The sequence below is a fragment of the Streptomyces humicola genome (assembly GCF_024436035.1).
Classification (GTDB): Bacteria; Actinomycetota; Actinomycetes; order Streptomycetales; family Streptomycetaceae; genus Streptantibioticus_B; species Streptantibioticus_B humicola.
Map to the genome: position 1 here is coordinate 208,334 of NZ_JANFNG010000005.1, position 21,156 is coordinate 229,489.

General features: G+C 70.6%; 19 protein-coding genes. 3 read left to right on the forward strand and 16 right to left on the reverse strand.

Annotation, left to right across the window (positions count from 1 at the left end; all coding sequences use genetic code 11):
- Positions 1-179 precede the first annotated feature (179 nt).
- A complete protein-coding gene (locus NGB36_RS09995) occupies positions 180-2,552 on the forward strand; it encodes a helix-turn-helix transcriptional regulator (RefSeq protein ID WP_255919811.1) in 2,373 nt (790 codons plus the stop codon).
- 40 nt (positions 2,553-2,592) lie between these two features.
- A complete protein-coding gene (locus tag NGB36_RS10000) occupies positions 2,593-3,024 on the forward strand; it encodes an acyl-CoA thioesterase (RefSeq protein ID WP_255919812.1) in 432 nt (143 codons plus the stop codon).
- Positions 3,025-3,046: 22 nt separating this feature from the next.
- Here NGB36_RS10000 and NGB36_RS10005 read toward each other — a convergent pair whose 3' ends face one another.
- From NGB36_RS10005 to NGB36_RS10080, 16 genes are read right to left on the reverse strand one after another with little or no spacing between them, the layout of a single operon-like run.
- Complete coding sequence (locus NGB36_RS10005) at positions 3,047-3,721, reverse strand: class I SAM-dependent methyltransferase (RefSeq protein WP_255919813.1); 675 nt, start codon at positions 3,719-3,721, stop codon at positions 3,047-3,049.
- A complete protein-coding gene (locus NGB36_RS10010) occupies positions 3,718-4,953 on the reverse strand; it encodes an NAD(P)/FAD-dependent oxidoreductase (protein ID WP_255919814.1) in 1,236 nt (411 codons plus the stop codon). Before NGB36_RS10010 ends, NGB36_RS10005 begins: the two co-directional genes overlap by 4 nt.
- A gap of 43 nt (positions 4,954-4,996) precedes the next feature.
- On the reverse strand, positions 4,997-6,058 hold the full coding sequence (locus tag NGB36_RS10015) for an LLM class F420-dependent oxidoreductase (RefSeq protein WP_255919815.1): 1,062 nt from the start codon (positions 6,056-6,058) through the stop codon (positions 4,997-4,999).
- On the reverse strand, positions 6,058-7,026 hold the full coding sequence (locus tag NGB36_RS10020; protein WP_255919816.1) for an alpha/beta hydrolase: 969 nt from the start codon (positions 7,024-7,026) through the stop codon (positions 6,058-6,060). Before NGB36_RS10020 ends, NGB36_RS10015 begins: the two co-directional genes overlap by 1 nt.
- Positions 7,019-7,759: a 3-oxoacyl-ACP reductase FabG gene (gene fabG, locus NGB36_RS10025; protein ID WP_255919817.1), complete on the reverse strand. Its 741-nt coding sequence runs from the start codon at positions 7,757-7,759 to the stop codon at positions 7,019-7,021. Before fabG ends, NGB36_RS10020 begins: the two co-directional genes overlap by 8 nt.
- 26 nt (positions 7,760-7,785) lie before the next feature.
- Positions 7,786-8,049, reverse strand: a complete 264-nt coding sequence (locus tag NGB36_RS10030) for an acyl carrier protein (RefSeq protein WP_255919818.1) — start codon at positions 8,047-8,049, stop codon at positions 7,786-7,788.
- Positions 8,050-8,088: 39 nt separating this feature from the next.
- The gene (locus NGB36_RS10035; RefSeq protein ID WP_255919819.1) at positions 8,089-8,895 is read right to left on the reverse strand and encodes an enoyl-ACP reductase FabI; all 807 of its coding nucleotides are present in this window, start codon (positions 8,893-8,895) and stop codon (positions 8,089-8,091) included.
- Positions 8,896-8,897: 2 nt separating this feature from the next.
- Positions 8,898-9,881: a beta-ketoacyl synthase N-terminal-like domain-containing protein gene (locus NGB36_RS10040; protein WP_255919820.1), complete on the reverse strand. Its 984-nt coding sequence runs from the start codon at positions 9,879-9,881 to the stop codon at positions 8,898-8,900.
- Complete coding sequence (locus NGB36_RS10045) at positions 9,878-11,077, reverse strand: beta-ketoacyl-[acyl-carrier-protein] synthase family protein (protein ID WP_255919821.1); 1,200 nt, start codon at positions 11,075-11,077, stop codon at positions 9,878-9,880. Before NGB36_RS10045 ends, NGB36_RS10040 begins: the two co-directional genes overlap by 4 nt.
- On the reverse strand, positions 11,074-12,039 hold the full coding sequence (locus NGB36_RS10050) for a beta-ketoacyl synthase N-terminal-like domain-containing protein (protein WP_255919822.1): 966 nt from the start codon (positions 12,037-12,039) through the stop codon (positions 11,074-11,076). Before NGB36_RS10050 ends, NGB36_RS10045 begins: the two co-directional genes overlap by 4 nt.
- Positions 12,036-13,172: a beta-ketoacyl-[acyl-carrier-protein] synthase family protein gene (locus tag NGB36_RS10055; protein WP_255919823.1), complete on the reverse strand. Its 1,137-nt coding sequence runs from the start codon at positions 13,170-13,172 to the stop codon at positions 12,036-12,038. Before NGB36_RS10055 ends, NGB36_RS10050 begins: the two co-directional genes overlap by 4 nt.
- Complete coding sequence (locus tag NGB36_RS10060; protein WP_255919824.1) at positions 13,169-14,707, reverse strand: AMP-binding protein; 1,539 nt, start codon at positions 14,705-14,707, stop codon at positions 13,169-13,171. Before NGB36_RS10060 ends, NGB36_RS10055 begins: the two co-directional genes overlap by 4 nt.
- Positions 14,704-15,759 carry a hypothetical protein gene (locus NGB36_RS10065; RefSeq protein ID WP_255919825.1) on the reverse strand — a complete coding sequence of 352 codons (1,056 nt, stop codon included), beginning with the start codon at positions 15,757-15,759 and terminating at the stop codon, positions 14,704-14,706. The genes NGB36_RS10060 and NGB36_RS10065 overlap by 4 nt, the downstream gene beginning before the upstream one ends.
- Complete coding sequence (locus tag NGB36_RS10070) at positions 15,749-16,987, reverse strand: beta-ketoacyl-[acyl-carrier-protein] synthase family protein (protein WP_255919826.1); 1,239 nt, start codon at positions 16,985-16,987, stop codon at positions 15,749-15,751. The genes NGB36_RS10065 and NGB36_RS10070 overlap by 11 nt, the downstream gene beginning before the upstream one ends.
- Positions 16,987-17,244 carry an acyl carrier protein gene (locus NGB36_RS10075; protein WP_255919827.1) on the reverse strand — a complete coding sequence of 86 codons (258 nt, stop codon included), beginning with the start codon at positions 17,242-17,244 and terminating at the stop codon, positions 16,987-16,989. Before NGB36_RS10075 ends, NGB36_RS10070 begins: the two co-directional genes overlap by 1 nt.
- 49 nt (positions 17,245-17,293) lie before the next feature.
- Positions 17,294-18,463 carry a 3-deoxy-7-phosphoheptulonate synthase gene (locus tag NGB36_RS10080; protein WP_372509403.1) on the reverse strand — a complete coding sequence of 390 codons (1,170 nt, stop codon included), beginning with the start codon at positions 18,461-18,463 and terminating at the stop codon, positions 17,294-17,296.
- A gap of 359 nt (positions 18,464-18,822) precedes the next feature.
- On the opposite strand from NGB36_RS10080, the gene NGB36_RS10085 reads away from it, so the two are divergent.
- Positions 18,823-20,763 (forward strand): anthranilate synthase family protein, encoded by a 1,941-nt coding sequence (locus tag NGB36_RS10085; protein ID WP_255919828.1) that lies wholly within the window; start codon positions 18,823-18,825, stop codon positions 20,761-20,763.
- Positions 20,764-21,156 lie beyond the last annotated feature (393 nt).

Below are 21,156 nucleotides of genomic sequence, written 5' to 3' on the forward strand. Positions count from 1 at the left end.
CCTCACCATCTGGGGTCCGTGATCCTGCCACGACTGCATACCCAAGACCGAGCACGGGGGGTTTTATGTCGGCAGAGCTTGTGGGGCGAAGCCGCGAACTCAGTCGTATCGCTGTGTTATTGGGGGGAATGATAGCCGATGAGATAACGCGAAGCAGTGGAACTCTCCTTGTCGAGGGAATGCACGGGTCCGGGAAGAGCCGGCTGCTGCGGCATGTCGCAGCGGAGGCCGAGAAGAGCGGAATCCCCACCATCGCGATGAGGGGCGCGGCGAGCGGCGACCTGCGGATGGCCGAAGGGGCAGCCGTCTCGTTCCCGGCCGCGACACGGCAGTGGCGGGAAGCAGGCCTCATCACGGTCGACGACATGCACGCCGTCACATCAGGATCCGGTATGGATTTCCTCCAGGAGATCTTGCAGTTCAGCGGAGGCGTATGCGTGGGCTCGCTGCGCTCCGGCGTCGTCAATGTCGAATTGGACCAGTCGCTCGCATTGAACGACGAAGTGGTGAGGATACCCTTGAATCCGCTCGCCTCCAGTGCCGTGACCGCGATGGCGGCTGCGCTTCTGGATGCGGATCTTGATTCCGGACTCCTCGCGCTGTGCGGTCAGGCGGGTGGGAACCCGCTGCTGGTGAGCGAGCTTCTTTCGGGGTTGCGCGAGGAGTCCGCCCTGGCAATCAGCCAGCGTCTGGCGCGGCTTTCCAGCGAGCGTATCCCCCGGCGCATTCACGACGTCGCGAAACGCTGGCTCGCCGAGCTGTCCGGGGAAGCCCGGCACCTCGTCCAGGTGGCCGCCGCCCTAGGCAGTTCGTTCAGCGTCGGCGACATCGCACGGATGCAGCGCGGGACGACGGCGCAGCTGCTGCCCGCGCTGAACGAGGCCCTGGACTCCGGGGTGCTGGTCTGTGCCGGTACGCGCACCGTCTTCCAGCACGAGCTCATCCGGCGGGCCGTAGCCCAGTCGATCCCCGTGTCGGTACGGGAGACCCTCCAGCGCGAGGCGGCCTCGGTCCGGGGCCTTGCTGCCGTGCCCGACCCCGGATCCGCCGTCGCCGCCGGAGGTGGTCCGCAGGACCCCGCCCCCTTCCCGGCCCCGGTCTCGCGCCTGATCCCGGCTGTCTTCCTGGCGCGCAGCAGCCTTCCCCGGCCGCTCGCGCCCGAACTCGCCGACGAGCTATTCGGGGTGGCCGTCCGCTCGCTGGAGAGGACGAAGCTGCCGCAGGCCAGGATCCCGGAGGTGGCGCGGCGCATCCTCGACCTGTTCGCCGACGACGAGCACCGGGCACGAAGCCGGGCGCGGGTGATACTGGCCGAGGCGGAGCGGTCGAGCGATGCCGATTCCTTCGCCGCTCTCGCCGTGCTGTCCAATCTGGAGTGGGCCGCGGGCAACCTCGCGGAGGGGCTGCGCTGGGGCTGGGAGGCCGTCCACGGCATCAGTGGCGCGGTCCCCGTCGAGTGGCGGCCCTATCCAAGGCTCGCCCTTGCGGCGAAGCTGGCCGACGCGGCCGAGTTCGACGAGGCGGAGCACCAGCTCGCCCTGGCACGCGAGGACATCGCGCGGCTCGGTCTGACCCAGCACGCCGCCGCGCCCGCCGTGGTACGGGCCAGGATCCTGCTGCAGGCCGGCAGACTCGCCGAGGCTCGGGAAGAGGCCGCCGCGGGAGTGGACCTCGCGTCCCAGCAGCACAGCCGCTGGGTCATGCCGTTCGGCCGCGTGGTGTATGGGATGGTCGCGCTGCGCATGGGGGATGTGCGCGCAGCGGCCGATCAGGTCTGGCGTTGCCGGGCGGAGGCGACGGCGCACGAGACGGTGTTCCGCTCCGCGCGGTTCGCCTGGGCGGAGTTCCAGGTGTCCGCGGCGCAACTGGGATACCAGCGGGCCGCGAAGCTGCTCGCCACGGAGCACGCCGACCTGCTGTCGCAGCGGTCCCTGTTCATCGAGGAGGCGGGGGCCGCGGCCGAGTTGGTGCGTACGGCCCTGGCAGCCGCCGACGTCTCGCTGGCCACGACCGTGACCGCGGTCGCGGACGAGCTCGCCGAGGCCAACCCCGCCTTCCCGACCCTGGCCGTCTCCGCGGCTCACGCACGAGGACTTCTCACCCAGGACGCCGACGCCCTGCGGCGTGTGGCCGAGGAGCACCGCGATCCGTGGGCCGCGGCCCTGGCGAAGGAGGACCTCGCCCGCGTGCTCGGCGCACACAGCTCCGACCGGAGCGAGACGGCGGCACGGGGCCTGCGTGCCGCGCTGCAGCGGTTCGAGGAGATCGGGGCGACGGCGGACGCGTCGCGGGTGCGCCGTGAACTCGAGCGGGACGACGTCGGTGCTCCCGGCCTGAGACGGGATCGCGTGGCAATCGATGGGTGGCAGAGCCTGTCCGACGCCGAACGAAGGGTGGCCCGCCTGGCCGGCGAGGGGCTGACCAACCGACAGATCGCACGCAGAGTGAGTATTTCGCCGCACACCGTCAACTACCATCTGCGCGGAGTGTTCCGGAAACTCGGTATCGCCTCACGCGTGGAGCTGGCCCGCTACCTGACGGACGGCGCCTGACAGGTAGCACTTTTCCTGTTCATTCTCCGAAAGGACCACAATGGCCGAGCCGTTCACCGTAAGGATCACCGTCCGCGGGTACGAGACCGACGCACAGGGACACCTCAACGGGAACGTCTATCTGCAGTACGCGGAACACGCCCGCTGGTCGCTGCTCCAGGCGGCGGGGCTGAAGCAGAACGATCTGCTGGCCAAGGGCGTCGGACCGGTCAACCTCGAGACCACCATCCGCTACCACCGGGAGCTGGTCGCCGGGGACGACGTGGATGTCACCTGCACCTTCGTGTGGGGCGAGGGCAAGTCGTTCCGGGTCGAGCAGACCTTCCGTACCGTCGACGGCGATCTCGTGGCCGAGGTGTTCAACGTCGGCGGCTTGCTCGACCTGAAGGAACGACGGCTGGTGCGCAACCCGGCCGAATACTTCCGTGCTCTGGCCTTGCACCCGCAACTTCTCGGGGCTCAGGCGTCGTAGCGGACGGCCGGAACCGGACGCCTCAGACCCGTCGTACGGACGCGAACCACGCGGGCAGCGGCACGAGCTCCGTGCCGCTGCCCGGCAGCCGGGTGAGCATCGACGACTCCTCGAGCGACTCCACAACCCAGTCTCTGGCGAACGCTTTACGCAGGTCCTTCTCCGTGAGGCGGGGCAGCAGCGTCATCACCGCCTCGGGTACTCCCAGTTCGACGAAGCGCCGCTGAACCTGTGCCGCGGCGTTCTCGCTGAGTTCCAGGAGAAAGACCTGCGCTCCCGGACGGCAGGCACGGTGAAGTGCGTGCACGTACCGGTCACGCATCGGTTCGGTGCAGGAGTCGAAGAGCCCGCAGTCCAGGACGGTGTCGAAGCGGTCCTGCCAGCTGTTCAGTTCGGTGGCGTCCGCCACGGCGAATTCGGCGGACAGGCCGCGCTCCTCGGCCTTGCGCCGCGCCTGCTCGATCGCCGCGGGCGAGATGTCCACACCGGTGGTCCGAAACCCGTGCGAGGCGATCAGAAGGGCATGCTCTCCGGTGCCGCACCCGACGTCGAGCACCTCACCGCGCAAGCGGCCCGAGGCGGCGAGGGAGCCGAGCGCGGGCTGCGGTTCCCCGATGTCCCAGGGGGCACGTCGGCCCAGTGGGGACCGTCCCCGGTAGATGGCTTCGAAGTCGAAGGGGCTGCTCGATGGCGTCATATGCTGCTGCTCCTTTGCTCCATGCACTGCTGCTGCGGATGCCCGGCGGAACGCAGGCGTGCCAGCACGTCGGGGGTCATCAGCTCGGAGCTGCGGCTGGCACCGGCCGCGGTGGCGAAGAAGCGCTCGGTGAGCACGGGGTCGGCGGACAGCACGCGTAGCACGTCCAGCCTGCGCTCGGGACGCAGCTTGGCCACGGACAGTGTGTCCTGGTAGCCGTCCATCACCAGCGCGTCGCGCCGGCGGGCGTACTCCCGCAGTGCCCTGCGCAGCCGAGGCTCGTCCAGCAGGCTGTCTCCCACGACCTCCACCAGGACGGCGGCCTGCTGGAAGGCATCGGTGATCCCGCGCGCCGTGATGGAATCCTTGTGGTGGCCCGCGTCCCCCACCAGCGCCCAACCGGGCCCGACAGCCTGTCGAAGGTAGTTGCGCTGTTCGCCGCTGCCGTAGAGCCGGTCCGCTCGGGTGCCTGCGGCCACGCGGGCGTAAAGGTCCGGAGCGACTGTCCGCACCGCCTCCAGATGAGCCGACTGCGCGTCGGCACGCACCGTGTCGAACTCCGACTGCGGGAAGTAGGCCGCTACGAGGGTCAGACCGTCGTTCGTGGGGACGCAGCCCGTCCAGCGGCCGGGCGCACCGTACGCCTCGAAACCGGCCGGAACGTCCTCCCAGAACGAGTAGTAGACGCACGTCATCAACGGATGCCCGGTGATGACCGGAGCGCCCGCGCAGGCGGCGACTCGGGAACGCATGCCGTCGGCCCCGACCACCAGGCGCGCGTGTTCCTGAAACGTGCGCCATGTTGCGCCGGTGCGGCAACGCACTCCGACCACCCGGTCGCCGTCGAGGACCAGGTCCTCCAACGTGTGCCCCTCGCGGAACTCCACCCCGGCCGCGACCGCCGCCCGCACGAGGATCCCGTCCAGCAGGTGGCGGCGCGGCGCGTAGGCCGCCCGCACCCCGTCCACCGGCCAGCTGCAGCCCTCCAGCCGCACGTCCCCTACCTGATGCACCGCGTGCTCGATGGGAGGACAGCCGGTGGCCGCGACCGCGTCGAGCAGACCCCATCGATGCAACAGCGCGACGCCCGGCTGGTGGATGTAGAGGGTCGACAGGGTGTCCCGGGGGAACCTCGCCCGATCCACCATCAGCACCCGGTAGCCCCGTCTGGCGAACAGCATGGCGGTCGGGGCGCCGGCGCATCGCGCTCCGACGACGATGACGTCGTACACCTCAGCGAGTCCCTTCCTCGGTACGGTGGCGGTATGGCGGCGTTCAGTCGCCTGCGCCGGACTTGGCGAGCGCGTCCGCAAGCAGCCGCAAGGTGCGGATGCCGTCTTCGGTGTCCCGTGGGAAGACCATGGCGGACAACGTCGTGACGCCTGCCTCCTGGTAGGCGCGCAGCCGGTCGGCGACCTGGCTGACCGGGCCGAGCAGACAGGTCTGTTCGAGGAACCGCCGGGGGACCGCCGCCGCGGCCGCTCGGATCCGGCCGTCCAGGTAGAGTCGCTGCACCTCCTGGGCGGCGTCGGCATGACCGGTGCGGGCTGCCTGGCGGGTGTAGAAGTTGTGCAGCTTCGATCCCATCCCGCCGAGATAGTGGGCGGTGAACAGCCGCACTCGGTCGGCACAAGCGCCGGTGTCGTCACCGATCACCACTGGTACGGCGGCGACCACGTCGAACCCTTCGAGGGTGAGCCCTTGTGCCTTCCGGCCCGCCTGCGCCTGCGTCAACTGGTCCGAGCTCGCCTCCGGTTGGAAGAAGACCGACAGCCATCCGTCCGCGATCTCCCCGGCGAGCCGGGTGTTGGCGGGGCCGACCGCCGCCAGGTAGACCGGGAGGTCCTTGCGCCGGGGATGCATCCCGAGCCGGAGCGGCTTCCCTTCGCCGCCGGGAAGGGGCAGCGGATAGTACGTCCCGTCGTGCACCACCTTCTGCTCGGCCAGCACCTGACGGACGATCGCGATGTACTCGCGGGTCCGCACCAGCGGCCGCTCGAACCGTACCCCGTGCCACCCCTCGGAGACCTGCGGTCCGGAGACGCCCAGGCCGAGCCGGAACCGTCCCCCGGACAGCAGGTCGAGACTCGCCGCCGTCATCGCCGTCATCGCCGGTGTGCGCGCCGGGATCTGCATCGCCGCGGTGCCCAGCTCGATGCGCTCGGTTCGAGCGGCCAGCCAGGCGAGCACCGAGACGGCGTCGGAGCTGAATACCTCCGCGCTCCACACCACGCAGTAGCCGAGCCGCTCTGCTTCCTGGACGTACGCCAGCGACTCCTCGGGCGGCGGCGCTGCGGCGAGCCTGCCGAGATAGCGGAGGTTCAGGCCCAGTCGCATCAGCGCGGGGCTCCTTCCAGTGTGTGGAGTGAGTGGTGCAGGAAGTCCAGGACGGTGCGGGTATAGGTCTCCCGGTCAAGCGCCAGGGTCTGCAGGTGGTCTGCCCTCGGGACGGTGAGCGTGCGGGCCGTGGGGTAGTGGGCCGCCACACGCCGGGTCTCCTCGGGATGGATGATGCGGTCCTCGGCGCCCGTCACGAAGAGCATGGGTGTGCCGCCGGCCCCGCCGCGTTCCGGAGGCGGCGGCCAGGGCCGGTGCCCGCCCAGCGTCATGCGAGTGAAGAAGGCGAGCGCGGCCTCGACGGCGTCGCGGGCCGGCGGCCGCCGCACGCCCCGCGGCAAGGACAGCACACCGGCGCGCAGCAGCCGCCCGGGGATCAGCGACGGGTCCGGGCTCGGGCCACCGTCGAAGACGGCGGCGTCAACGGCGAGTTCGGGAAGGAACATCGCCCGCAGCATGGCGAAGGTGGCCAGCGAGAAGCCGTACAGCACCAGCTGGCATCCGGCGTACTCCGGCAGGCGGCGGACGTGACGGATCACCTGGACCACGTCGTCGACGAAGCGGAGGTAGTAGCCAGTGAGCCCCCGGTCACGGAAGCTGTCGCCGTGGTTGCGGAAGTCGAACAACAGCACCGTGAACCCGGCCCGGTGCAGGAACCTGGCGTGGGGGAGCACGCTGGTCTTGTCCCGTCCCAGCCCGTGGCCGAGCACTACGACGCGGCGCGGGTCGCCCCGGCACAGCCATGCGCTCAGCTCGCCCGCACCGGGGAGCGGAATGCGCAGGTCCTCGGGGTACAAGCCGAAGCGGGCCGCGGTGTGCCGCCGCTCCGGCAGGGGAGGGTGGAACAGCGCATGCACCAACTGCCAAGCGGCCAGGGGCGCGACCGGCAGGCCGAGCACTCCCGCGAGCAGCGAGGCAGTGGCCCTGGGCCTGGGCCTGAGGAATGGCCGGATCGTCTCGTCAGACAACCAGGCCTCCGTCCACTCCCAGCACCTGGCCGGTGACGTACCCGGCCTGCGGGGAGACAAGGAAGGACACCACGGCCGCGACCTCCTCCGGGGCGCCGGATCGCCCGAGCGGGACGCGTTCCAGGATGCCGTCTCTTACCCTGGCGGCCAGGGGCTCGGTCATGTCGGTGTCGATGAGTCCGGGGGCCACTGTGTTGGCGCGGATACCGTACTTCCCGCACTCCCTGGCCAGGGACTTGGTGAAGCCGATGATTCCCGCCTTGGAAGCCGCGTAATTGCTCTGAGTGGCGCTGCCGTGGACGCCGGCGACCGACGACATTGTCACCACGCAGCCGGAGCGTCGCTTCATGAATGAGAAAACGCAGGCTCGGCAGATGTTGTAGGTGCCGTCCAGATTCGTCGTCAGGACCTCGTCCCAGTCCTCCTGGGTCATCCGCAGCAGCGGGTTGTCCCTGATCACCCCGGCCGAGGTCACGAGGACGTCCAGCGGACCGAGCTCGTCCTCGGCCTCGGTCACGAAGGCGCGGGCTTGCGCAGGGTCCGCCACGTCGGCCTGGCGGGCGATGACCCGGGCCCCGGCGGCGGAAGCCGACGTCACCACTTCCTCGGCCGCCGCGGCGTCCGACCGGTAGCAGAACGCCACATCGAACCCGTCGCCCGTCAGGCGTTCCACGACGGCGCGGCCGATGCCCCGGGAACCGCCGGAGACCAGGGCCACCCTGCGCCCGGACACCTCCCCGCCTTTCTCCTGACGTGTTGTCACGAGCTGGCCGCCAACTTGGCCGAGACCAGATCGACGACCTGGGCGAGCGAGGTGACCTGCTTGAAGTCCGACTCCTCCATCTTGACCCCGTACCGCTTCTCGAGGTTGACCACGATCTCCAGCGCCATCAGGGAGTCGACCTCGAGGTCCTCGACGAGATGGGTGTGGTCGTCGATCTCCTTCACGGGCAGTTCGAGGGCGTCGGCGATGAGGGAGCGCAGCTCCTCCTTGTCGACGGTGACCTGGCTGCTGTCGGACATGGGGCTTCCTTTCGCTGAGTTTGTGTACTGGTGCGGTGGTCAGGCGGTGAGGCTTTCGCCGCCGTCGACGCCGATCACGTTCCCGGTGAGCCAGGAGGAGTCGGGCGTCGCGAGCAGGGTGACGATCTCGGCGACGTCCTCCGGTTCGGTCAGCCGGCCGTGCGGGTTGCGGCCGAGGGACGCCTCGGCGTACCTGTCCGCACCGGGGATCTTGCGCAGGGCCGGAGTGAGGGTGGTGCCTGCACGCAGGGCGTTCACCGCGATGCCCCGTGGGGCGAGTTCCACGGCCAATTGGCGCACGTGCGATTCCAGAGCGGCCTTGGCAGCCGAGACGGGCCCGTAGTCGCCAAGGACGCGGGTGCTCCCGGCGCTGGTCATCGCGAAGATCTTTGCACCAGACGGCAGCTGGCCGGCGGCGAGTAGGTCCTGCACCCAATAGACCAGGCTGTGCGCCATGACGTCCACGGTCATGGCCATCTGACGCGGTGAGACGGTCTCCGTCCCGGCGGAGGCATCCGTCGGGGGCACGAACGGCATCAGCGAGCCGAATGCAAGCGAGTGCAGCAGCACGCGCAGCCCGTTGCCGTCGGTAAGTTCCGCGATCTGGGACACGACCTCGGAGCGGGTCGCCGGGCTGGCCGCGTTGAGATTGAAGAAGTGGGCGCGGACCCCTGTGGCGTGCAGGTCGTCCGCCAGTTTGGTGGCGCTCTCCTGGCCCTCGGCCGTGTCGAAGTGGACGCCCACGATGTTGCCTCCCTCGGCGGCCACGGCTCGTGCGGTGGCACGGCCGAAACCGCTGGAGACGCCCAACACCAGGGACCAGGATCCTTGCAGGGACGTTCTCATGGTCAACTCCTCGCGCTCATGGTCCGGTGACTGATCGTCTGCTCCCCGGCATGCCGGGCGGGCCTCACCCGGGCCATCGTGACCGCCCCCTCGGCTGCCGCAGTGATCACGACGCGCTCCGGGCCGCCTCCGGCGAGCGCGCCGACGACATGGCGCATGGGGGTGAGGCACCCGGCTCCGGCGCGGACCATACGCGTCTCGACGGGCCGCCGGGCCAGCCATGACGCCACCGCGCCGCCAATGGCGGAGTCGTCGAGCACGGCGTCGACGAGCACCGGGCCCGGCGCCCCAGCGCATACCACGTTCCAGGCCCGCGTCAGCGCCGGGTCGGGCTCGCCTCCCGGCTCCAGGAAGACATCGCCGATCCGGCAGTCTCCGTAGGCGGTTTCCGCTGCTGTGGACGCGGCAGGGCCGCAGACCAGTACGGCGGCTCCGCAGTCACTGTGCGAGCTGCCCGGTTCGCTCTCGGGGAGGCGTTCCTCCGTGACGCCGACGAGCAGCAGGTCCGCCCGCCCGCATGCCAGTGCCCGCCCCGCGAGCCGCAGCGCCTGAAGGCCCGCGGTCCGCGGCGAGTTGGCGGTGAGGCAAAACCCACGCACGCCGTGTTCCGTGGCGAGGCGCGAGGCGAACAGGCTCAGCACGAAGAACGGCGCGGTGAGCGGGCCGATCTCGTCGGCGCTGGAGGCGAGGATCACGCCATCCTGATGTTCGGTCAGCTCCATGGCGGCGTTGTTGGTGGCGACGACCAGCCCGCGTCGTTCATCGGGCACGCCGTCGAACGGGGCGTCCGCGTCGGCCAGTGCGTTCCGGGCCGCGGCGAGCAGGTACTGGCAGGCGGCCGGCAGCCGTTTGTATCCCCGTCCGGGCAGGGCACAGGAGACGTCGAACCATCCGGGCGACGGTTCCTGACGGGGCGCGGCGGCATCCGAAGGCTTGGCCACCCCGGGGCAGGTGATCCCCAGACCGGTCACCACGAGCTCGCTCATGCCGCCTCCTGCGCTTCGGTGACGACGAGCGAGACGTTGGTGCCTCCGAAGGCATAAGCGTTGACCAGGACCGACGCCGGGGCGAGCGGCACCGGGTGGTCCTGCGGGATCCAGACCGGGCACTCGGGATCGGGATCCTGCAGAGCCGGGCTCGCCGGCATCGAGCGGTGCCGGATGAGCAGCGCGGCGGCGAGGCAGCCGAACGCGCCGGCGGCACCGGCGGTGTGCCCGATCATCGCCTTGAGGTTCAGCAGCGGCAGCCGATCGCACCGTTCGCCGAACACCTCGCGCAGCGCATAGCTCTCCACCGCGTCGTTGAGCGGGGTGCCGGTGCCGTGCGGGATGACGCCCCCGATCCGGTCGGCATCCGTGCCGGCGTCGGTGAGCGCGTCCCGTATCGCGCGGACGGCCTGTACGGCGGATGGCTCCGGCGCGGTCAGATGGTGGGCATCGCAGCTCCAGGCGAAGCCGGCCAGTTCGGCGTACGGCACCGCACCGCGCCGGTCGGCATGTTCGGCCGACTCCAAAACCAGCATCGCCGAGCCGTCACCGAAGACCGTGCCCTTGCGGTGGCGGTCGAACGGACGGCAGGCCTCCGGATCGGCCGCGCCCAGCCGGTTGAAGACGCCGAGGCCGACGCGCGTGGGCCCCTCGGCGCCGCCGGCGAGGACGATCTCGGCCTCGCCTTCGCGGATCATGTCCGCAGCGACGGACACGGCGTAACCGCTCGCGGCACACGCGTTGCCGACGCTGACGTTGCTGCCCCGTGCCCTGACCGCGGTAGCGGCGGCCGAAGCCGTGACGGTCAGCGGATTCCACGGGCCGTCGGGATCCGCGGGCGTGCCGGCCGCGCGTCGTGCCTCGTGCATAGCCGCGTTCCCCATCTCCACGCCCATGACCACCGGCATGGCGGAACAGAACTGCGGGCCGAGCGCCGCATCGGCGACCGCCTCACGGGCCGCAGCGACCGCCATCCGCGGGCCGGGGCCGAGCGGCACATGACCGTGGTGAGCGGGGGCCACCGGGACGGCATCCCCCGGTACCAGGTACATCAGAGGCGACCGCATATGCGCCCGCGGATCCGGCAACGGCACAGGACGCGCCCCGCCGACCAGCAGGCCCTGCCAGAACCGCGCGACGCCGGACCCCAGAGGGGAGACGGCCCCCAAACCCGTGATGAGAACCCGCCGGCTCATGAGACGCCTGCCGCGGCGGTGAGCAGCAACGCCGCTGCCGCGTCGTCACGGGGCTCACCGCCGGCCACGGCGAGGACGGCCCCAACGCTGTCCTCGCGCAGGTGGCTGACCCCGGCTGCGCCTTGCAGCACGCCCAGCGCTCCCGAACAGTGGCCGAGCCGAGCGGTGAGATCGAGGACACGCCCGTCACCGGGAAGAGGGCCACCATCTCGGGCCAGCAGGAGGCTGATCGGCCCGGGGGCGGTCGCCCGGACGCGGGCCAACGCCTCGTCGGAGCGCGGCGATCGTGCGTATCCGCGCAGTTGGGCTAGGGCGGGCACGCCGCGGCGCGTCGCGTGGCCCACGGCCTCCACGACCAGCGCGGCGGCCCCGTCCAGCCGCGGCCTCCCGGTCCCGTCGTCGAGCAGCCGCGCGACCGGCTCGGTGTCCGGTTCCACGCCGACGACGAGCACCACCTCGGCACGCCGGGCGGCGATCAGGTTGGCCGCCCAGTGCAGCGCGTCAAGACCGCTCGTCGCGCCGTTGCACAGCGTCACGTTGGGGCCGCGCATCCGGTAGCGGATGGCCAGCCAGCCGGCGATCTCGTTGGTGGACGTCTGAGGAAGTCCGAGCGGGCTCAGCCCGGTGACGGTGTGTTCAGCGATGGTGTCCGCGAACTGGCACACGCTGTCGAGGTTTCCCAGATTGCAACTGACAACGACGGCGGTGGCGTGCTCCGGGCCGGTGTACCGCTCGCCGTCGGACAGGCCCGCCTCGTTCAGCGCCGGTTCGGCGGCCCGCAGCGCGAAGCGCGAGGCCCGGTCCCTGTGGCGCAGGTCGCGACCGCGCAGCCCGGTCTCCGGGTCGAAGCCCGCTGCGGACGCTGCCCGGCCCGCCGCCAGCAGGTCCCCAGGCCCGGCGACGCCCGAGACGGCGATGCCGCACCCGGTCACCACCGCGTCCTTCAGTTCCGGCCTCATCATGCCCCCTTCTCCAGGACCGCCACCGCGTTGATCCCGCCGAAACCGAACGCGTTCACTTGCGCGACGGCGAGATCGGCCGTGGCCGCCATCCCGCGTACCAGCCGCAGTGAACGAGCCTGTTCGATTGGGTCGTTCAGCCCCAGGACCGGAGCAACCACCCCCTTCTGCAGCGACAGGGCGGCCATGACCAGGCTGAGCAGACCGGAACCGCCCAGCGTGTGGCCGGTCATCGACTTGATGGCGGTGAGCAGCGGCCCCTCGACGGCATCACCGAGCACCTGGCACATCGCCGCCGCCTCGACCTCGTCGTTCAGCTGGGTACCGCTCCCGTGCAGCATCACCAGGTCGATGTCGCGGGCCGTCACACCCGCCCGCCGATAAGCGTCCTGTACCGCCCAGACGATGCCCTCGGGGTCCGGTGCGGTCGGATGGTGGGCGTCGCAACTCATGCTCACGCCGCGGACCACGGCGTGCACCCGGCCGGCCGTCGCCGTGCCCGAGCGCTGCACCACGGCAGCCACCGCGCCCTCCCCCATCAGCATTCCGCTGCGTTCCCTGTCGAACGGCCGCAGGGCCTCGGGCGTGCGGTTCTGCACCCGGTCCAGGGAGCCGAAGGCGCTCTCGGTGATGGAATCCGTGCCGGCCACCACGACCGTGTCGGCCTGGCCCAGCTCGATCATGTCGGTGGCCATGCCGAGCGCGTACAGTGCGGCGGCACAGGCGTTGGCGAACGTGTAGCTGTACGGCGTGCCAAACTCGTTCCGCAACGTGGGACCGAAGTGCAGATCGCAGGAGGAGAACTCGGTGCCCTGACGCCACCACAGCTCGGCCGAGCGCTGCTCGCGCAAAGTCGTGCCGACGAGCACGGGGCGGGACCCGATTCCCTCGAGTCCGGCGTCCGCCAGGGCCTGGCCGACGGCGGCGCGCAGCCAGCGTGACGCGCGGAAGGGCTCGTCGGGTTCCGGCCCGGCGCGGTCGTCGATCTCATAGGCACAGCGGGCCCGGTACTTCGCGGCATCGAAGGCGCGCAGCGGACCCAGCCCGCTGCACCCCGCGCACAGGCCGTCGAAGATCTCGTAGGGGTTGGATCCGAGCGCCGACACCGCTCCGATTCCCGTGATGTCCCAGCTCATCGTCGCGCCGCCGCCTCTCGGTCACGCAGCTGGAACCGGGCCAGCTTGCCCGTGGACGTGGTGGGCAGAGCGTCCAGCACCTCCACCCGCGCCGGCCGTTTGAACGGCGGCAGCTGGGTGCGGACAGCCACCAGGACAGCCCGTCGTAGCTTGTCGCGTGGAGTTCCCGGCACCGGGACGGCATAGGCCACCGCCTGCTGCAGCCCGTCCGCGTCGGTGGCGCCGACGACGGTGCACTCCGCGACCCCGGGAGCGGTTCGGATCACGTTTTCGATCTCGCTGGGCGCGACCTTGTAGCCGCCGAGGTTCAGCAGGTCGTCGGCACGGCAGACGTAGCGTATGTCGCCATCCTCGGTCCGTCGCACGATGTCACCGGTGAACGCGCCGCGGTGGGCGAAAGTCCGGGCGGTCGCATCCGGGCGGTTGAGATAGCCGAGGGCGACCGAGGGGCCCGCAATGTGCAACCGGCCCTCGATGCCGTCGGGGACCGGATCTCCGTCCTCGTCGCGAACGGTCACGGTCACTCCGCGCACCGGCTGGCCGGTCGAACCCGGCAGGGGCCGGGCCGCACTGGTGGCGACGCAGATGTGCAGCAGCTCCGTCGCACCCAGACCGTTCACCAGCGGCGCCCCGAGCACCGCCGGAACGCGTTCGGCGAGGTGTGCCGGGCAGTGTTCGCCAGCCGTCACCGCCAGCCGGAGGGAGCCGATCCCGGAGATGGTGCCACTGTCGGCCATGGCCAGCAGCGCCGCGTACATGCGTGGTACCGAGAACAGCACGGTCGGGTGGTAGCGCCGCAAGGCGGCGGCGGCGATCTGAGCGTCCACCGGCCCGCGCAGCAGTGTCACGCGGGCCCCCGCAGCCAGGGGGAACAGCACCGAGTTGCCGAAGCCGAAACCGAAGGACAACTTCGCGGTGGACAGCACGACATCGTCCGTACGCAGCGCCAACACACTGCCGAATCCGCCGAGTACCCCGTCGATCCCGGCGGCCGAGTGCAGCACGCCCTTGGGATGGCCGGTGCTGCCAGAGGTGTACTGGACCAGGACCGGGTCGGCGTCGGGCCACACCGCAGGCGCGGCCGCCTGCTCCGGGCGATGCGCCGGTCCCTCGCGTCCGGTCCTGACCGACTCCCGGACCTCGCCACCGCTGGTGCGTGGCAGCGAGTCGAACAGGGCCTCCAGGGAGGCCTGCCTGGCGGGCGACATGGCGTCAACGTGGACCACACCGGCCCCGCAGTCCTCAGCGAGGAATCGGATCTCCTCGTCGGAGAGCGCGGGGCTGACCGGAACCGGCACGCATCCGTGCCACCACATGCCGAGCACCGCAACAACGGTCGCCACCGAGTCGTCTGCGATCACCAAGCCGCGCGTGCCCGGCACGAGCCGAGCTGCACGCAGCGCACCGGCGTACCCCCGGGCCGCCGTATGCAGCCGGGCGTACGTCACCTCACCCAGGTCCGGATCGAGGTAACTCACCCGGTCACCGCCGCCGCGGTCCAGGTGGACTCCCACCAGGCGTTCCAACAGGTTCATAACCGACCTCGTTTCGCGGATATCACTTCGATGCCGGCCGCGCCACCGGCGCCGACCGCCAGGACCAGCGAGCGCACCGGAAGCCCCGGTTCGGCAGACGCTGCAGCGCACGCGGCGAGCGCCGCGGCCCCGCCCGCAGCACCGAGATCACCAGCGACCTCCTCGATCCGGTGGCACGGGACGCCGCACACGCGGCTGACGACAGCCGCCACGGCGCCGCCCCCGGCTCCCGTGGACAACGCGACCATCTCCGGCGGCCGTTCCATGGCCGCCAGACAACTGCGCAGAAAGGACTCCAGCGCAGCATCACTGCCTGACGCGACGTCGGCGGAGCGAATCAGGGGCCGTATCCGGGCCACTTCGTTCCCCACCGTGTCAGCCCCGCCGAGGACGAGACAGACCGCGCCCTCGGAGTGCCCTGCCGCCGCGCGATCCGCCGCAAGGCGCCATCCGGAAACACCCGCGGACGCACCCACCACAGCTCGAGCAGCCTCTCCTCTCACCAGCAACCGTGCGGCCTCGAACAGTGCGTGCGCCCCCGCGTCCCGGTCTCCGGCGAGATTGAGGTAGGGACCCTCCAACGAGAGCGCCACCGACAGCGCCGTCGCACATCCGGTGAACGCCGAGCGGGCCGCGCGCAACGGCGAGACTGGCCCAGCGCCCGCCGACGCCAGCTCCGAGCACAGCGCTGCGTACTCCTCCAGACCTGCCGTGGACGTCGCCCAGACGGTCGCTGTCCGTCCGGCCACCGCGCCGCCACCGCGGCCAGCCGCCTCCAGCGCCGCTCGGGCCGCGGCCAGCGCATGCGTCACCTCACCGCCTCCACCCGGTGCGGCAGCGCCCGCGGTCCGGCCGCGACCGGGCGCCGCCGGAGCCGAACAGAGCCCGACCTGTCCGTCGGCGACGGCCGTCCGCGCACCAGGAAGGGCGAACCGCCGGTGAACAAGACGTACCTCGCGCCGCAGGGCGAGACGGGCCGCGAGCTGTCCGGCGTCTGCGGCGCAGGGCAGCCGCACACCCACCCCCGCTACGCCGACCGACTCACCGTTCATGACCACCTCCCGCACGCGACAGCAGCAGCGCGCAGACCCCGCCGCCCATGCCGAAGGCCAGGCTCGTGACCAGGGCCACCCGCCCGGCACGCCCCTCGGGAGGCACCAGGTCGATCCCCGAGCAGGCGGGGTCGGGCCGCCGCAGCCCACCGTTCCCCGGCATCCGTCCGACACACAGCGCCTGCACGGCCACCACCGCCTCCAGGGCCGCGGCCGCACCCAACGCATGGCCGAGGACCCCCTTGAGCGAGGACACGGACGGCGGGCGCCGGCCGGCGCCCCGCAGCCCGGTGGCGATCGCCCGGGCCTCGATCCCGTCGCTCGCCGGAGTGCCGGTCCCGTGTGCGCAAACCCAGTCGACCTCCTCCGGACGGCGCCCGGCATCCCGCAGCGACCGGCGCAGGACGTCAATGACCGCGTCCCCGGAGGGCCGCGGGCGGGTCAGGTGATAGGCGTCGGCGGCACACGCCCCGGCGAGGAGCAGCGCATGCGGCACTCCGCCTCGCTCGGCGCAGTGCCGGGCGCTTTCCAGGACCACGACACCAGCGCCTTCGGCGAGGCGGGTGCCGTCGCGGTCGGCGTCGAACGGCCGCACCGCCCCCCGCGCGAGCGCCCGCATGCCCGTGAACATGGCGAAGACTTCCTCGGACAGCTCCTCCGCACCGCCGCAGATGGCCAGATCGACCTCGCCGCAGGCGATCGCGGCGGCCCCGCGGACGATGGCGTCGCCACCCACCGAGCACCCGGACGCCAGCACGACACTCGGCCCGTTCACTCCCACCACGCCGGGCATCAGATCCAGCAGACGCTCCGGCTGTGCCCATGCGCCACCGGCAGCGAAGGAGAGCGGGCCGCCGCCCCGAATCCCGCGGTCCAGTACGGGCCGTGTACCCATGACCGTTCCGACGAACAGGCCGACGCGGGAGCCAGGCGCCGGCGGGCCGGCGTCGCGCAGCGCCTCCACGGCGGCGGCGGCCAGGAACCGCGCCGCGAGGGATTCATGCGCCGCCACAAGGCCGTCGAGCGCCACGAGCGCAGCCGGCGGCACCTCCCCAACCTCATCGGTGGGATATCCCGAGGCGTCGAAGCGGGTGACGCGCCCGCTCGCAGGCTTGCCGTCGCGGACCGCCGCCCACAGCGCGCCCCGCCCCAGGCCGGCCGCGGACACCGCACCGAGGCCGGTGACCACGGGAACCGCCCCGAACCGTCGCGGCACATGCTCGGCCATCAGACCACCACGCCCTTGCGCCGCAGGAGATCGAGCGCGTCCGCGATGCTGCGTACGCCCGTCATCTCCTCCGGCGCCAGCGAGACGGCGAACTCACGCTCCAGCCGAACGGATATCTCGACCTTCTCCAGGGAGCTGACCGAGAGCTCTTCGTAAAAGGACGCACTCAGGCTTATGTCGTCCGCGTCCATCTCGAGGACCGTCGCCACGATCCCGCGCAGTCGCTCACCGGCTTCCTGTTGCGCTACGGCAGCCATGGGAAGACCGTGCCTTCCGTCATCCACGCTTCGTCGCCTCTTCGCTTCGTCAGCTGGTCCAGGCAGCGGCTGTGGCCAACGCCTGTTGGGGATTGAGCCGCGGATCGCACAGCGTCGTGTAGCGTTCGCCCACCCGGTCGATGGGACATTCCGCGGAGACGCACTCGGTCACCGGATCCGCGGTGGCCTCCAAGTGCAGTCCGCCCGGGACGGCCTGCGCCTCGCCGAGGGCCTCCTGGAAGGCGCACACCTCACGGATCACCGCCTCCAGCATGCGCGTCTTGCGACCGTCCGGGGCCTGGACCGTGTTGGCGTGCAGGGGATCGCAGAGCCAGATGACCGGATGGCCCTCGTCCCGCACCCGGGAGGCGAGTCGTGGCAGCCGCTCGGCCACCCTGGTGGTACCCATGCGGACGATGAGGGTGAGTCTTCCCGGCTCCCGGCAGGGGTCGAGACGCTCGCACAGGCCCAGCAGTTCGTCTTCGTCCATTCCCGGCCCGACCTTGCAGGCAACCGGGTTGGCCACAACAGACAACAGCCGTACGTGAGCACCATCCAGTTGGCGGGTGCGGTCGCCGATCCAAGGCCAGTGCGTCGAGGCCAGTAGCAGCCGTCCGTCGACGTCACGCCGGAGCAAAGGAAGCTCGTAGTCGAGGAGGAGGGCTTCGTGGCTTGTCCAGACGCGGTCCTCGGCGCTACGCAGGAATGCCATCGCACGGGCGGCGGCTTCGTAGCACAGGGTCAGCCGCAGCGGATCGGGGCACCGGGACTGCACGGTGGCATCCGGCCCGTTCACCAAGTGACCTCGGTAGACCGGAAGTTCAACTCCACCTACCCACTCGCTGGAGGCGGAACGCGGCTTGGCGAACTGGCCGGCGATGCGGCCTGCGCGCACGACCGGCAGTCCCGATCCCATTCGCATGACGCCCGCGATGGCCTGCAGCAGCCCGAGCTTGCGCGTGACGTGTTCCGGGGCGCATTCTGCGGGGTCTTCGGCGCAGTCACCCGCCTGTATCACCCGCATCCGGCCCGCGGCCGCTTCGGCGAGCAGCGAGCGCAGGACGTCGATCTCGGCTCCGGTGACCAGCCCCGGCAGGCGCGCCAGGTCCTTCCTGACCTCCCCGACCAACCACTCATCCCCCCAGGAGGGCTGCTGAGCCGCGGAAAGACAGAGCCACGAGCGCATTTCCTCCAAGGAGAGCGAGAATTGCGGATCCATGGGACCTGACCAGGTCATTCCTAGCCTTCCGCCGTCCATGCCATCCTTCCTCGTCCTGACGCCTCGTACGGAGTCCGTCGAGATCCGCCGGTCTCGTGTCAGTCGGCAACTCTAGGCATGCGGCCGAACGCGCCCAACTACTCATGTGAGTGGGCAGGAGTGCTTGACACGCAACCGCACCCGCGCGCTCCAACCCATACGAGTAGTTGCCGACCTTCAGGCCTCTTGAAAGTCTCGGGAACCGCGAAGGAGCGGTATTCGCATCCATCGATCCAGATCACCGAAACGGATACGTGGATCCGCAGGGGTTCCACCGAAGCGGACCGACGCAGAAAGAAACGACAACGACGGGTGAACCAGTGTGCAACGACGACCTGCGCCGTGAGGGCACCGCCCGGCCCGATATTCTCTCCTGGATTCTCCGACGGCCCGAACCGCCTCCGTTCGCGCTGCTCCACCGCGGAACGTCCACACCAGGCGCCGAGGTGGAGATTCTCGTCGGTGAGACGGCGACTGTCGGCAGTCTGAGCGAACTTCCGTTGCGCGACACCAAGGAGTGCCGCGGGCGGCCGAAGCACGACCTGCTGGTGCTGGTGCCATACCGCCAGATCACCGAGCGCGGCTTCGACTGCCACGACGACGGCACACCGCTTACCGCCCTGAGTATTCAGGCCCAGAGCGCCGTACCGGTCGACACGGTGTTTCGGGCTCTCCCCGACCGGCCCGTCCGGCTCGCTGCCGACGCCGGCTTCGACACCGAGGACGCAGAATACGCCGCCACCGTGCAGCAGATCGTCTCGGAGGAGATCGGAAACGGCGAGGGGGCGAATTTCGTGATCCGCCGCTCCTTCGCGGGTACCGTAGCGGGACGACCGATCGACGCTGCGCTCACGGTATTCCGCCGGTTACTGGCCACCGAGACCGACGCCTACTGGACCTTTCTCATCTTCACCGGTTCCCGCATCCTGGTCGGCGCCTCACCGGAAGGGCATGTGACGCTCGACGCCGGAAACGTGCTGATGAACCCGATCAGCGGCACCCTTCGCCACTCCCCCAGCGGCGTCACCCTACCCACGGTCCTGGAATTCCTCACAGACCGAAAGGAGATCGACGAGCTCTACATGGTCGTTGACGAGGAACTGAAGATGATGTCCCGGTTCTGCGAACCGGGCGTGCAGGTCATCGGTCCCGGGCTGAAGGAGATGTCGCGCCTCACGCACACCGAATACACGCTGACCGGCCGCAGTCGGCGCGATGTCCGGGAAATCCTGCGCGAGACCATGTTCGTCCCCACCGTGACCGGCAGCCCACTGGAGAACGCCTGCCGAGTGATCAAACGGTACGAACCGAACGGCCGGGGCTACTACAGCGGCGTGCTCGCCCTCATCGGCCAGGACGGCGAGGGCCTGCCCACGCTCGACTCCACCGTCTTGATCCGTACCGCGGAACTCGACGGCGCCGGCGCCCTGCGGGTGGGCGTCGGAGCAACGCTGGTCCGTCACTCGAACCCCGCCTCGGAGGTGGCGGAAACGCGGGCGAAGGCGGCCGCCGTCGTAGGCGCCCTGACTAATGACGTCGCATCACCTGCGGTGGAGCCGAGGCGGCCTGAAGCGCCGTCGCCGCCACTGGCCGGTCATCCGGACGTCCGCAAGCTGCTCGAACGCCGGAACCAGGCCCTCTCCCGCTTCTGGCTCCAACCCCCCGGACCGCGCGTCTACACCCGTCCCGAACTGGCCGGACGCTCCGCACTGGTCCTCGACAGCGCGGACACCTTCACCGCCATGCTGGGCCACCAGCTCGCCGCGCTGGGAACCGATGTCGTCGTCCGACGGTATGACGAGCCCTTCGAGACCGCGGGCTTCGACGTCGTCATCGTCGGCCCGGGGCCCGGAGATCCACGTCAGAGCAAGCATCCGAAGATGCACGTGCTTCGCAGCACCGTCCGCAGGCTGCTGGACGAGAACCGTCCCTTCCTGGCGGTCTGCCTCGGGCACCAGATCCTCTGCGACGTGCTGGGGCTGCCGATCGTGCGCAAGGCCGCCCCCAACCAAGGCCTCCAGCTGGACATCCCCTTCCTCGGGGTGCGGACGCGGGTCGGGTTCTACAACACCTTCGTCGCCCTGTCGCAGACCGACCGCCTCCCCGACGACGTGATCGTGGTCCGCGACCCGGCCACGTGCGAGGTGCACGCCTTGCACGGCCGCCGGTTCTCCTCCACCCAGTTCCACCCGGAATCCGTACTGACCGAGCACGGAGTGGACATCCTCGGCGATCTCCTCACCCTCGCCCTGAAGCCATAGGCCCGGTCGGGCGCGGAGTGTCCGTCATGGGTCCGCCGTGAATGCTCCTACCGCACCACGCCACGAGTCACCCACTCGGCGGAAGCGGCACCAGCCGCGTCCGGCCCTCCACGCTCAACCAGGCACGAATCCGCAGGTCAGCAACGCGGCGCACCTTCGGTGCGCGCCGGGGGCGTGGTAAATCCCGTGGCGCGCGCCGGGGGTGCTTCTGTCCGCCCTGACGTGGGCTGATACCGGTCCGGAACGCTGGAGGAGTTCGTTCCGGCCGAAACCGAGGTCTCTGTGATGCCAGCGAGCTCGCAGGTCAGCATGGTGCCGAGGGCCGTCCACGGGAACCGTGGAGTGTTGCTATGAGCACGTGCGTCAGAATCCTGATTCACCCTGGCCCTCCCG